This is a genomic window from Mycobacterium sp. MFM001, assembly GCF_003402475.1.
GTDB lineage: Bacteria > Actinomycetota > Actinomycetes > Mycobacteriales > Mycobacteriaceae > Mycobacterium.
Map to the genome: position 1 here is coordinate 60,105 of NZ_BFAB01000004.1, position 12,372 is coordinate 72,476.

The window sequence follows — 12,372 nt, forward strand, 5'->3', positions numbered from 1 at the left end:
CTCGACGACGCTACCTGTGAACTTCGCGGAACGGGAATGCGGCGCCAACTCCGACGTTGCACACCGGCGTGAGTGAAAAAGTTTGGTTCATCACCGGGACATCGCGCGGCTTCGGACGGGAATGGGCGATCGCCGCGCTCGAGCGGGGCGACAAGGTCGCCGCGACCGCACGAAACACCGCGACGCTGGCCGACCTGGCCGCCAGGTATGGCGACGCGATACTGCCCATCGAGTTGGACGTCACTGATCGCGACGCTGATTTCGCTGCCGTCAAGCGGGCCCACGAGCATTTCGGGCGGCTGGACGTCGTCGTCAACAACGCGGGCTACGGGCAGTTCGGCTTCATCGAGGAGCTGTCCGAACAGGAGGCGCGCGACCAGATCGAGACCAATGTGTTCGGCGCGCTGTGGATCACCCAGGCCGCGTTGCCGTATCTGCGCGAGCAGCGCAGCGGGCACATTGTTCAGGTGTCGTCGATCGGCGGAATTGTCGCGTTCCCGTTGGTCGGCATCTACCACGCCTCGAAGTGGGCGCTGGAGGGCTTCTCGCAGGCACTGGCCCAGGAGGTGGCGCCGTTCGGCATCAAGGTCACCCTGATCGAACCGGGCGGCTTCGACACCGACTGGGGCGGATCGTCGGCCAAGCATGCCGAGCGGTTGGCGGCCTACGACGACGTGCGTACCGCGGTCGAGGCCGAGCGCAAACGGCGGTGGGCTGCTCCGGGCGATCCCGCCGCGACGGCGGCCGCGCTGTTAAAGGTGGTCGATGCCGAGAAGCCGCCACTGCGAGTATTCTTCGGCGCATCGCCGCTGGAAACGGCTCGCGCCGACTACGAAAGCCGGTTGCGCACTTGGGAAGAGTGGCAGCCGGTGTCGGTCGAGGCGCAAGGGGGCAGCACCGCCTCGTAGTGCTCCAGCAGCTGGTCGCAGATCGCCGGCCACGAACGCTCCAGCACGCTGCGACGGGCGGCCTGCGAATAGCGCGACCGCTCGTCGACCAGATGCGCGACGGCGGTGGGCAGCTCGGCTTCGAATTCGTTGACCGGCAACAGCAATCCGGTGCGGCACGGGGTAACCAGGTCGCGCGGGCCGCCGGCGTCGGGGGCGATGACCGGCAGCCCCGACGCCAGCGCTTCCTGCACGGTTTGGCAAAACGTCTCGTGCTCGCCGGGGTGCACGAAGACGTCCATGCTGGCGTACGCCGCGGCGAGTTCGTCGCCGTACAGTGCGCCGGTGAAAATGGCTGTGGGCATTGCGGATTGGAGCTTGGCCCGGTCGATTCCGTCGCCGACGACGACGAGCTGCACCGCCTCGCCCAGCACCGCCAGCCGCTCGACGTGTTTCTCCGGCGCCAGCCGGCCCACGTAGCCGACGATCGGCTTGCCGTCCGGTGACCATTGGCGTCGCAACCCCTCGTCGCGTGCCGACGGCACGAACCCGGTGATGTCGACGCCGCGCGCCCAGTGATGCACCCGCGGGATACGGTGGGCGGCAAGGCTTTCCATCGCCGAGGTGGACGGCGCCAGTGTGCGGTCGGCGAGCCGGTGCAGGTGGCGGGTCCACGCCCACGCCGCCCGTGAGAGTCCCCCGATGCCGTAACTGGCCGCGAATCCCGCGACGTCCGTTTGGAATACCGCCACGGTCGGCACGCCGAGGCGGCGGGCGGCCCGCAGCCCGCCGTAGCCGAGCAGCGCCGGTGACGCCAGATGCACGACGTCGGGCTCGAAGCCACGCAGCACTCGCAGCAGTCGCGGGAGCGGCACGCCCAGCGGAAGCGTCGTCACCTTGGGGAACATCCGCGACGGCACGCGGTGCACGCGGATGCCGTCGTGAATGCGATCCGCACGGGGCTCGCCAGGCGGGGTGTCGGGCGCGATGACGAGGGCTTCGTGGCCGGTGCGGCGCAAGTGCTCGAGGATGCGGACCACCGAGTTGCTGACGCCGTTGACGTGCGGGAGGAAGGATTCCGCGACGATGGCTACGCGCACGCCTTCACGGTGGCAGCGTCGGCTGTCGATAAGGTTGCCGACGGGCATACGGCGTGCGACCAATGCGCGAGCAGATAAGGAGAACCATGCGGTCCTGGCTGGCGGCGTTAACGATCGCGGTGGGTTACATCACACTAGGCACCGCGACGGCGCATGCCGACGTGCCGCGCAGCAGCGGCGGCAATGGCGTGGTCGTCGGCTCGGCGAACGCCCCGGTGCAACTGGAGATCTTCATCGAACCGCAATGCCCGCACGTCGCCGAGTTGGAGGCGGCCGACGGCGACGCCATCGCGCGCGACATCGCCGATGGCCGGCTGGCGGTGACATATCGCCCGCTGACGTTTCTGGGCGACCGCAAGCACAACGACGTGTCCGCCCGCATCAGCAATGCGCTGTTCCTCGCGGCCGACCCGTCGACCCCGTCGGCGGCGTATCAGGCTTTCGTGCAAGACCTCTACCGCAATCAAACCGGGCCCGACAACGCCGCCATCGCGTCGATGGCTCGCGAAAGCGGGATACCCGGCGCGGTGGCCGATCGGATCGCGGCCGGCGACTACGCCGTCGACACCGCCGCAATGAACGACGCCAACCGGGCCCGCCTCAAAGAGGAAAACCCGGAAAACCCCGGCACCCCGACGGTGTACGACCTCAACACGAAAACCGTTGTAGACACTCAGGACTCGGACTGGCTCGCCAAGCTGTGACGGCCCACGCGCTTTTCCAGTAGCGCCAGACCAGCCAGCGCCGCGGCGGCGACCAACCAGCCGACCACCATGATCGAACCCGCCGGGATAATCGCCAGCCGGGCGGTGCGGTGCTGCACGCGAACCAGGTTGGGATTCTTCTTGTCGTATTCGACGTAAATCCGCATCCCCGTGGCCAATTCGGACGGATACAGCACACCGAGCTCCGGGCGGTAGGTGACCCGGTCGGGTGTGACGAACTCGATCGTCGAGCGCCGCGGCCCAGCGCTGAGCACCTCGGCCTGCGCAACTCCCATGTTGTTTTCGATCGACAAGTCGTTGCGCCAGGCACCGGCCACCAACAGCACCGACTGCAACGTGACCAGACCGGCCGCGATCAGCACCCCGATCCGCGTCCAGCGCAGGATCCGTCGCGCCGGGGTGTCGGGAAGATCGTCGGCGCGGCCGTGAATCAGGATGCGCGCCAACAGTTTCAGACGGTTCACAGCGCGGCCTTGATGGCGGCGTGCAGCTGACGCAGCGAAGACCGGTCGGCCTTGACTTCCAGCACTCGCATGCCGGCACCGGGTTCCTGCAAGGCGGCGCCGAGCTCGTCGACCTCGATTTGGCGGCTCTCCACGTGGTAGGCACGGCACAGCGCGCCGACGTCGACGTCGTGCGGAGTGCCGAACACCCGCGACGACACGTCGGAGAACCGCGGATCGCCCTGCTCGAGCAGCTCGAAGATGCCGCCGCCGTTGTCGTTGGACACCACGATGGTCAGGTCTCGCGGCACCGGCTCCGTCGGCCCGATCAGCAGCCCGGAACTGTCGTGCACGAAGGTCAAGTCGCCGATCAGCGCGACAGTGCGGCCGTCGTGTGCCAGCGCGGCGCCGATCGCCGTCGACACCGTGCCGTCGATGCCCGCCACGCCGCGGTTGGAGCGCACCTTCACGTCATGCGCGTTCAGGCCGACCAGTGCCGCGTCGCGCACCGGGTTGGACGCCCCCAGCACCAGCTGGTCGCCGGGCCGCAGCGCGTCGGCGACGGCCGCGGCCACGTGCAGGCCGGTGGTCAAGGGGTGCACTGCAAGCTGCCCACGCACCGCGTCGACCGCCTGCCGATTCACCTGAGAGCAGCGGCGCAGCCAGGCCGGGCTGGGCTCGCCGGTGGTGACGGCGCGGGTGCCGGTGGCTTGCGAGTTGCCCGACACGTCGGGCCAGCGTGGGCCGGTGGTCAGCGCATAGACGGGCACCGACGGATCGGCCAGCAGCGCCGACACCGGCCGGTGCAGGGTGGGGCGGCCCAGCATGATCACCTGCTGCGGGTGCAGCAGCCTCAACGCCAACGGGTGCAGCGGGTTGGCCGGTGCCGGCGCGGTGGGCTCGGCGACGGTCGGCAACGCGGCCAGGTTGGGGTGCGTGCCGGCGCCGTGGCCCGCGATGACGACGGTGTCGCGGCTCAGGTCGATGTCCAGCGGCTGGTCGAAGCTGACCGGCGGCGTGTACGTCCACGGCTTGCCTCCGGGGCGGCCCGGCGGGGTGGGCGCGTTTTCCGGGTCCGGCACCAGCGGTTCTCGCAGCGGGATGTCGAACTGCACCGGCCCGGCGTTGGCGGTGCGGGCACCGGTTGCTGCCACCAGCACCCGGCAGGTGGCCGATCGCCACGTCGCATTCAGGGCGTCCATCCGCTCGGGCGCGTCCTCGGCCAGGCCCAGGCTGATCGCGGCGCGCACCTGGGTGCCGAAGTAGCCCAGCTGTTCCATGGTCTGGTTGGCGCCGGTGCCCAGTAGCTCGTAAGGCCGGTTGGCGCTCAGCACGATCAGCGGCACCCGCGCGTAGTTGGCCTCCACCACCGCCGGGCCGAGGTTGGCCACCGCGGTGCCCGACGTCATCGCCACGCACACCGGCGCCCCGGCGCCGACGGCCAGTCCGATGGCCAGGTATCCGGCGGTGCGTTCGTCGATGCGCACATGCAGGCGCAGCCGCCCGGCCCGGTCGGCGTCCTGCATCGCGAAGGCGAGCGGCGCGTTGCGCGAGCCCGGGCACAGCACCACGTCGCGGACCCCGCCGCGGATCAGTTCGTCGACGACGACGCGGGCCTGTGCCGTCGAAGGATTCACCAGTTCAGCTTAGTTGCGTGGCCTCAGGCCGCCATGCCGGCGAAGAACTGCAGGATCGCGGCGTTCACCGCGTCCGGCCGCTCGAGGAAACCGAGATGCCCGGCGTCGGCGATCTGCAGGTAGCGGCCGTTGGGTATGGCGTCGGCGACCTCACGGCTCAGATGCGGCGGGGTCACCAGGTCGTCGGCGAATCCGATCACCATCACCGACGCGGTGATGGCCTGGTAAGCGGGCAGCCGGTTGTTTTGCGGCGAGACATCGAGCTGGCAGCGCAGCCCCGGTGTCATCTTGTTCGGCCACATGGTGAAGATGTCGATCCACTCGGCGACGGCGGCGTCGTCGTTCAGGGTCTTGGGTGAAAAGCTTTCCAGCAGACGGACTTTCGCGTCGTAGGCGGCGGGCAGGCGGGTTTCCGAAGCTGCTAGGTCGGCCTCGGCGGTGTGGAAGAACTGCCGGGCGCGGTCCAACCGGCCGCGAGTTGCCATCAGCACGGCTTTGCTGACCAGATGCGGGTGCGCGACCATGAGCTCTTGCGCGATGAACGCGCCCATCGACGCGGCGACGACGCGCGCGGGCGCGGCACCCCGCTCTTCGATCAGCGCTGCGGTGTCGGCGACCATGGTTTTCGTCGTGAAACCGGACGCGTTCTCGGTGGCGCCGATCCCGCGGTTGTCGAACGTGATGGTCCGGTATCCGGCCGCCAGGAAAGCGGGGACCTGGTGCAAATGCCACCCGCGTCCGGCACCACCGCTGCCGGAAATGAAAACGACGGGCTCACCGGTCCCGCGGTCGTCATAAGCAAGGTTGATCACCCGTGTGAACCTACGGGACGCGACGCGACGCGCCTCAGCCCGGGATGCGGTCCAGGATCCGCTTTGCGATCACGGTGGCTTCGTCGTTCAGGTTCATCCCGAGGACCTGGAGGTCGATGACGACGTTGGACTTGGCGGCCAGCACTCGCGCCAAGCCCAGATCCGGCTGGAGAATCGCAGTGTTGCGGACGGTGGTCATACCGCCGGATTCAGCCGGGTCACCGACTGTCCACGGCACGGAACGGCCGTCGGACCACATCCAGACGAGCTGCTTGCCCGCACATTGGCGCCACTGTGCGGCCTCTTTCGACACGAAGTTCGTTGCGGCCGCTGCGTTGTCGAAAGCCGCCACTCCCTCGTCGACATCGGGCAGACCCTCCGGATCTGCCTGCCGCAGAATGTAAATCGCCGTGAAGCCGGTGCCGTTATACGTCGACGCCTCACCGCCGAACGCGGCGCTCGTGCACTCGACGGGTTCAACCTTGGCGTCGGCGCTGTCGTCCGGCTTGTTCCAGGTCTGCTGGGTGCCGATGTTCGGCGACTTCATGATGTCTTTGATTTCGTCGACGGTGGCCAACAGTTTGGGTAGATCCGCCGCGGTCACTGCGGGTTTGGCCGGCGTTGTCCCGGGGCCCCGCCCGCCGGAGGGCACGGCCGTTCCGCCGACGGTGGACACGCAGCCGGCGACACTCAGGCTCACTGCCCAGACGCCGACCGCTTTGATACCGAGTCGCAGCACGCTGTCAGCTTACGGAGCGGGCGAACCTTTCGCGTCGGGAACGCACGGTACGCAGCGTTTGCTCCCACGCCAGCAACGTCGCGGCCTTGAGCTGAGCCGGTTTCACCACGTCGCGGGCCATCAGCGCGGTCGCGGCCGCCTTCGTCGTCGCCGACGCCTTCGACATGTGGCCGGAGTCGAACGGGGGCTGGGGGTCGTACTCCATGCCCAGTTGGATCGCTTTGGCGCGGTTTTCGCCGCCGATCTGACCGGCCAGCCACAATCCCAGATCGATGCCCGCGGACACTCCGGCGCAGGTGACGATGTCGCCAGCTTGGACGATGCGCTCGTCGCCAACAGGGTTGGCGCCCAACGTCTTCAGGACGCTGAGCGCCAACCAGTGCGACGTGGCGCGCTTGCCGTCCAGCAGCCCGGCGGCGGCTAGGATCACCGAACCGGAGCACACTGACGTCGTCCACGTCGCCGTCTCGTGGGCCCGGCGCACCCAGTCCAGCAGCTTCTCGTCGCGGGCGTGTTCGATGGACGTCATTCCGCCCGGCACCAAAATCAGGTCAGGAGAAGGCGTTTCGTCGAAAGAGTGGGTTGCGCCGACGACGAGCACACCGGAGTCGGCGGTGATCGGGCCCGGCTGGTGCCAGACGAAGCGGACTTCGGCTTTCGGCAGCCAGCGCAACACCTCGTAGGGCCCGATGAAATCCAGTGCGGTGAAGCCGGGATACAAGACGATGGCGATCTGCATGGGTTCTCCTTTAGGCGAAGGTCTTGCGGTATTGGTCGGGAGAGATGCCGATCCTTCGAACGAAGTTGCGCCGCATGGTTTCCGACGTGCCGAAGCCGCAGCGGGCGGCGATCGCCACCACCGTGTCGTCGGTCTCTTCGAGTTGACGGCGCGCGGCGTCGATGCGAATGCGTTCGACGTAGGCGCCGGGTGGCTCGCCGACTTCGTCGGTGAAGACCCGGGTGAAATGCCGCGGGCTCATCCCGGCGCGGCGGGCCATGTCGGTGATGCTGTGTGCTTGGCCGGGTTCGGATTCGATGACGTGCTGCACGTCGCGGATCGGTTCGCGTTTGGCGCGAGGCATCCACACCGGGGCCGCGAACTGGGTCTGGCCGCCGGGGCGGCGCAGGTACAGCACCAGCCAGCGGGCCACCGTCTGCGCGACGTCGGTGCCGTGGTCGTCTTCGACCAACGACAGCGCGAGGTCGATGCCGGCGGTGACGCCCGCGGCGGTCCACACCTTGTCGGAGCTGCGCAGGAAGATCGGCTCAGGATCGACTGTGACGTTTGGGAATTCGCTTGCCAGTTGGTCGGCCGACCCCCAGTGCGTGGTCGCTATGCAGCCATCCAACAGCCCGGCTTGCGCGGCCAGGAATGCGCCGGTACACACGCTGGCCATCCGCCGACTCTGCGTTGCGACGGCTCGGATCCAATCGACGACCTGGGTGTCGGCGCGGGCGGCATGTACGCCCCTACCACCGGGCAGCACGACGGTGTCGACCGGTTGGCCGGGGTCCGGCAGTTCGGCGGTCGCCAGCGTCAGTCCGGAACTTGTCGTCGCGGGTTGACCATCGACCGACACGACCACCGACTCATAGCCGTCGCTGCCTTTGGCCGCCAGGACCCACGTCGCCGTCGCGAACACCTCCAGTGGCCCCACCAGGTCCAGCGTCTGCATCCCGGAGAAGCTGAAAAACATCACAGTGCGGGTCATAGCTGTCAGTCTCGGGCACCGAGGCGATGGCGTCTACGACACGTACCCCATAGATTAGGACATGCCTGCTAGAGCTTCTTGAGTCCTCGAACGATCTTGAGGAACGACCCGGTGGCGGCCAGGCCATTGCGCAGGCTGCGCTGCATCATGCTGAAGTTCGCCAGAACGACATACCGAACACCGTGGTCGCGCCATTCGGCGGCGCGATCGATGACCTGGTCGGGTGTGCCGACGAGACCCGCGTCGCGCAGAAGGTCCGGTCGTATCCCCTTGATGTACGACAGCGCCGTCTGCTCGTCCCAGTCCTGGGGCAGCAGATCCTGTGCGCCGGCGAACCCGATACCCAGCGGATGCTGCGCGCCGTGTTGGGCGAAGTACTCGTCGGATGCGTTGAGCGCACCCGCCTTGAGCACTTCGGATTCGAGCGCCTCATCCACCTCCGCCGTGCTCCGGCCGGTGATAACGATCAGCCACACGGCCGGAATGATCGACATCGGGTCACGGCCCGCGTCGGAGGCGGCTGTGCGCACGGCGTCCAGACGCGTTGCGTAGTCCTGGGGAGTGTGCGGGAACCCGGGGAAATAGCCGTCGGCGTAACGGCCGGCGGCGCGCAGCATGCGGGGCCCGTGTGCGGCGACCCAGATCTCCGGCCACTTGCCGCGATAGGGCGGGAGGTCGAAGAGCGCATTGCGCAGCGGGAAGTACGGCGAATCCCGGTTGACCAGTTGGCCATTCGAGTCCCACAACGCCCGGATCGTCGCCATCGCCTCTTCGAACCGGGCGACCGGCTTGGACCAGTCCACGCCGTAGGGCTCGTTGCCTTCTCGTTCGCCGGTGCCGATCCCCAGAATGGCCCGGCCGCGGGTGAGCAGATGCACGGTGGCGGCGGCCTGGGCGGTGACCGCCGGATTGCGCCGCCCGGTGTCCGTCACGCCGACGCCCAGGCGCATGCGGCCGATGCGATTGCGGGCGGCGATATGCCCGAGCATGGTCCATGGTTCGAGGAACGCATCCGCTGACGGCATGATCTTGGCTACGCCGGCGTACTTCGGCTGCCACAGGCTCCGCGGGAACAGCGCGTTCAGATGGTCGGGCACCCAGAACGAGTCGACCCGGCTGGCCAGCGCGCCGAGGTAGCTGGCTCGGGTGAAGGTGTCTGCCGCCGGGCGAGCGGCAACGATCGGGTCCATGATGCCCACGCGAAATCCAGTCATGGATCTCAGCGTCATGCCGCGGTACGCGGCGGCCTAGAGTAGCCGGCTACCCCAAATGCCGGTAGCAGGCCTTGACCCGGTCGATCCACCACTGCCGTCGCTCGGGCGGCGCAGCCAGCGCTTGCAGCCGCGCGGGGTCTGGTTTCCGTGGCGCGACCGGGAGATAGCCGTCGTGCGGCGTTGTCGGGTCGGCGACATCCTCGACAAACAGCCCACCGGTGCCCAACCCGCAGGCATGTTTCAGCTCGGGCAGTGCCGCCGCCGCGGTGAGTCCGGCCCCGATCCCGACCGCCGAATCCAGCGCGCTGGAGATCACCACCGGGATGTCGATCTGCTCCGCGATTTCCAGCAATGACGAAATACCGCCCAGTGGAGCAACTTTCAGGACGGCGATGTCGGCGGCTTTCTTGCGGACAACGTTCAACGGGTCGCTCGCCTTGCGGATGCTTTCGTCGGCGGCGACCGGCACCTCGACGCGGCGCCTGAGTTCGGCGAGCTCTTCGACTGTCTTGCAAGGCTGCTCGATGTACTCCAACGGCCCGAGCGCTCGCGCGGCCTCGACGGCCTGCGTCACCGTCCAGCCGCCGTTCGCGTCGGCACGCACCGTCGGAACCAGCGCACGCACCGCCTCGACGCGGGCGACGTCGTCGTCGAGCGATTGCCCGGGCTCGGCTACTTTGACTTTGGCGGCGCGGGCGCCGGGGAATCGCTGGAGCACATCGGGCACCTGCGCGGCGGGCACGGCGGGCACAGTGGCGTTGATGGGAATGCGGTCACGCCGTGCGGATGGTGGTGTGCGGTAGGCGGATTCGAGTCCGGACGCCAGCCAGTGCGCGGCCTCGGCGTCGTCGTATTCCAGGAAGGCGCCGAATTCGCCCCAGCCGGCCGGGCCGTCGATCAGCGCCAACTCGCGGGTGGTGATGCCGCGGAAGCGAACCCGCATCGGCAACGCGACGACATGCAGCCGGTCCAGGATGTCGTCGAGCGGCGGCGTCACTCGCCGTACACCTGCCGGCCCGCCAAAAAGGTTGCGCGCACGTCGAGGTCGGCGATGTCTTCGGGCGGCACGGTGCGCGGGTCCGCCGACAGCACCACCAGGTCCGCGTACTTGCCGACCTCCAGCGAGCCGATCACGTCGTCGGCGAACAGCTGCCAGGCGGCGTCGATGGTCTGCGCGCGGATGGCCTGTTCGACCGTCAACCGCTCCTCCGGCGCCAGCACCCGACCGCTGGGCGCGGTCCTGGTGACGGCCACGCTGATGTTGCGCAGCGGCTCCTCCGGCGTGACCGGCGGATCGTTGTGCAGCGAAATGCGCATACCCGTCGCGACCGCGGAACCTGCTGGCATCCAACGAGATCCGCGTTCCGGCCCGAACAGCCCGTCGACAATGACGTCGCCCCAGTAGTGGATCTGGTCGACGAAGATGCTGCAGGTGACGCCGAGTTCGGCGGCTCGTCGGAGTTGGTCGGGGCGGATGGCGCCGACGTGTTCGAGCCGCAGCCGATGGTCGTCGCGCGGATTGCGTTGCAGCGCTTGTTCGTAGACGTCGAGGATGGTGTCGACGCCGGCGTCGCCCTGCACGTGGCAAGCCATCGGCCAGCCCAGCGGGAAGTACGCGTCGACGATTTCGGTGAGCTGTTCGCGGGTGTAGTTGGCGTGCCCGCAGGATCCCGGTTCGACTCCGATGGTGCGGGTGGCGGCGGTGTCCAGATACGGAAACGACAGATCGATGTTGCCGATCCACGGCGACCCGTCCACCCAGATCTTGATGCCGACCTGGCGCAGGATGTCGTCGCCGTCGCCGGGTTTGGCGTCGGTATGCATCTGCGGGTTGGAGATTTCGTAGGTGCGCAGCCGCACGGTCAGCGCGTCGCGCAGCTGCTCGACCAGTGGCCGGAACGCCGGGTCGAAGGCCATCTCCGAGCAGGTGGTGAGCCCGGCGCGGTTGAGCCGGCCGCACTCGGCGAGCAGCATGGCCGGATAGTCGCCGGGCTGGATCGCCGGGCCGACGAGCGGGAACACAGCGCCGGTTTCCTCGGCGGTGCCGTCGAGTTCGCCGTCCGGGTCGCGGCCGTATCGGGCGCCCTTGGGGTCGGGAGTGTCGCGGGTCAGGCCGGCGTTGCGGGCGGCGTGCGAGTTGAAAAACGCCTTGTGCCCGGAGTTGTGCAGGATGACCAATGGGCCGTCAGGCGCGATGTCGTCGAGCCAACTCAGCGTTGGCTCCGGAAGTCCCTGCTGCAGCAGAGGATCCCAGCCGTTGAGGTAGGCGCCGTCGGACCCGCGTTTCGCGGCTTCGCGGCGGATGGCGGCGACGACGTCGTCGGCGTCGCGCATGGTGACGGGGCGGATGTCAACGATCCGGTCCGATAGCGCGACCGCCTCCATCAGCGGATGACCATGTGCCTCAACGAATCCCGGCATCACACAGCCGTCGCCGATATCGAGGGTCTGAGTGTTGGGGCCGATGAACATGCCGACGTCAGAGCGGGTGCCGACAGCGACGATCCGCCCGTCGGCAACGGCAAGCGCCTCGGCGGTGGGGCGCGCGTCGTCGACGGTCAGCACGGTGCCGGTGATCACGAGGTCAGCGTCGGCCATCTGCGAATCCTAATGACCCTCTGCGATGAGAAAAGACGCTTCCGGGAGTCGATGTAGACGAGACGAAAGGAATTAGCAATGCGCTACATGATGATCATGCGATCCACCCCCGAGGCACAGGAAGCCGCCAAGGACGTCCCGTTCGACGAGATCCTCACCGCGATGGGCCGCTACAACGAGTCACTCATCGAGGCCGGGGTGCTGCTGGCCGGCGAGGGGCTGGCCGGGCAGGAGGAAGGCTTCGTCGTCGACTTCAGCTCGACGCCGCCGAGCGTCTCGGACGATCCGTATGCCGGTGAGCTGTTCAACGGGTTCTGGATCATTGGCGTGGCGTCCCGCGAGGAAGCTGTCGACTGGGCGACCCGCTGCCCGCTGGGGCCGGGCGTGACGCTCGAGGTCCGTCGCATCCAGGAGATCGAGGACTTTCCGCAGGATAACGAGTACGTCCAGAAGGAAATCCAGTGGCGCGCTGAGCTGGCAAAATAGCCGATTTTCGGGAGGGGCT

Annotated in this window: 13 protein-coding genes; 3 read left to right on the forward strand and 10 right to left on the reverse strand. The window is 68.1% G+C overall.

Annotated features, from left to right (window positions below; all coding sequences use genetic code 11):
• The first annotated feature begins 68 nt into the window (after positions 1-68).
• On the forward strand, positions 69-908 hold the full coding sequence (locus tag MFM001_RS08350) for an SDR family oxidoreductase (RefSeq protein WP_116374807.1): 840 nt from the start codon (positions 69-71) through the stop codon (positions 906-908).
• Here MFM001_RS08350 and MFM001_RS08355 read toward each other — a convergent pair.
• A complete protein-coding gene (locus MFM001_RS08355) occupies positions 830-1,987 on the reverse strand; it encodes a glycosyltransferase family 1 protein (RefSeq protein ID WP_116374808.1) in 1,158 nt (385 codons plus the stop codon). The two genes, MFM001_RS08350 and MFM001_RS08355, sit on opposite strands and share 79 nt — an antisense overlap.
• Positions 1,988-2,073: 86 nt before the next feature.
• On the opposite strand from MFM001_RS08355, the gene MFM001_RS08360 reads away from it, so the two are divergent.
• Positions 2,074-2,691, forward strand: a complete 618-nt coding sequence (locus MFM001_RS08360; protein ID WP_238159033.1) for a thioredoxin domain-containing protein — start codon at positions 2,074-2,076, stop codon at positions 2,689-2,691.
• On the opposite strand, the gene MFM001_RS08365 is transcribed toward MFM001_RS08360, so the two are convergent.
• The 9 genes from MFM001_RS08365 to MFM001_RS08405 all read right to left on the reverse strand — a co-directional run bounded on the left by MFM001_RS08365 (position 2,661) and on the right by MFM001_RS08405 (position 11,867).
• A complete protein-coding gene (locus MFM001_RS08365; protein ID WP_116374809.1) occupies positions 2,661-3,176 on the reverse strand; it encodes a DUF3592 domain-containing protein in 516 nt (171 codons plus the stop codon). The two genes, MFM001_RS08360 and MFM001_RS08365, sit on opposite strands and share 31 nt — an antisense overlap.
• Positions 3,173-4,792 carry a 2-succinyl-5-enolpyruvyl-6-hydroxy-3-cyclohexene-1-carboxylic-acid synthase gene (gene menD / locus MFM001_RS08370; protein WP_116374810.1) on the reverse strand — a complete coding sequence of 540 codons (1,620 nt, stop codon included), beginning with the start codon at positions 4,790-4,792 and terminating at the stop codon, positions 3,173-3,175. Before menD ends, MFM001_RS08365 begins: the two co-directional genes overlap by 4 nt.
• 23 nt (positions 4,793-4,815) lie before the next feature.
• Positions 4,816-5,604 (reverse strand): alpha/beta fold hydrolase, encoded by a 789-nt coding sequence (locus MFM001_RS08375; protein WP_116374811.1) that lies wholly within the window; start codon positions 5,602-5,604, stop codon positions 4,816-4,818.
• A 34-nt stretch (positions 5,605-5,638) separates the two neighbouring features.
• Entirely contained in the window at positions 5,639-6,343 is a 705-nt protein-coding gene (locus MFM001_RS08380) for a sensor domain-containing protein (protein ID WP_116374812.1), read from the reverse strand.
• Positions 6,344-6,347: 4 nt separating this feature from the next.
• Positions 6,348-7,082, reverse strand: coding sequence for a DJ-1/PfpI family protein (locus tag MFM001_RS08385; protein ID WP_116374813.1), 735 nt, complete (start codon positions 7,080-7,082; stop codon positions 6,348-6,350).
• A gap of 10 nt (positions 7,083-7,092) precedes the next feature.
• Entirely contained in the window at positions 7,093-8,055 is a 963-nt protein-coding gene (locus MFM001_RS08390) for a GlxA family transcriptional regulator (protein WP_116374814.1), read from the reverse strand.
• Between the two features lie 68 nt (positions 8,056-8,123).
• Positions 8,124-9,269 carry an LLM class flavin-dependent oxidoreductase gene (locus MFM001_RS08395; RefSeq protein ID WP_116374815.1) on the reverse strand — a complete coding sequence of 382 codons (1,146 nt, stop codon included), beginning with the start codon at positions 9,267-9,269 and terminating at the stop codon, positions 8,124-8,126.
• Between the two features lie 46 nt (positions 9,270-9,315).
• Positions 9,316-10,266 carry an o-succinylbenzoate synthase gene (locus tag MFM001_RS08400; RefSeq protein WP_116374816.1) on the reverse strand — a complete coding sequence of 317 codons (951 nt, stop codon included), beginning with the start codon at positions 10,264-10,266 and terminating at the stop codon, positions 9,316-9,318.
• Positions 10,263-11,867 carry an amidohydrolase gene (locus tag MFM001_RS08405; protein WP_116374817.1) on the reverse strand — a complete coding sequence of 535 codons (1,605 nt, stop codon included), beginning with the start codon at positions 11,865-11,867 and terminating at the stop codon, positions 10,263-10,265. The genes MFM001_RS08400 and MFM001_RS08405 overlap by 4 nt, the downstream gene beginning before the upstream one ends.
• 78 nt (positions 11,868-11,945) lie before the next feature.
• Here MFM001_RS08405 and MFM001_RS08410 point away from each other — a divergent pair, with 78 nt between their 5' ends.
• Positions 11,946-12,353: a YciI family protein gene (locus MFM001_RS08410; protein ID WP_116374818.1), complete on the forward strand. Its 408-nt coding sequence runs from the start codon at positions 11,946-11,948 to the stop codon at positions 12,351-12,353.
• The last annotated feature ends 19 nt before the right edge of the window (positions 12,354-12,372 follow it).

Bases quoted from the DNA above. Each gene is read 5' to 3' on its own strand.
- MFM001_RS08360 (WP_238159033.1), top strand. From the start codon at position 2,074: ATGCGGTCCTGGCTGGCGGCGTTAACGATCGCGGTGGGTTACATCACA.
- MFM001_RS08385 (WP_116374813.1), bottom strand. From the start codon at position 7,082: ATGCAGATCGCCATCGTCTTGTATCCCGGCTTCACCGCACTGGATTTC.
- MFM001_RS08390 (WP_116374814.1), bottom strand. From the start codon at position 8,055: ATGACCCGCACTGTGATGTTTTTCAGCTTCTCCGGGATGCAGACGCTG.
- MFM001_RS08395 (WP_116374815.1), bottom strand. From the start codon at position 9,269: ATGACTGGATTTCGCGTGGGCATCATGGACCCGATCGTTGCCGCTCGC.
- MFM001_RS08405 (WP_116374817.1), bottom strand. From the start codon at position 11,867: ATGGCCGACGCTGACCTCGTGATCACCGGCACCGTGCTGACCGTCGAC.
- MFM001_RS08410 (WP_116374818.1), top strand. From the start codon at position 11,946: ATGCGCTACATGATGATCATGCGATCCACCCCCGAGGCACAGGAAGCC.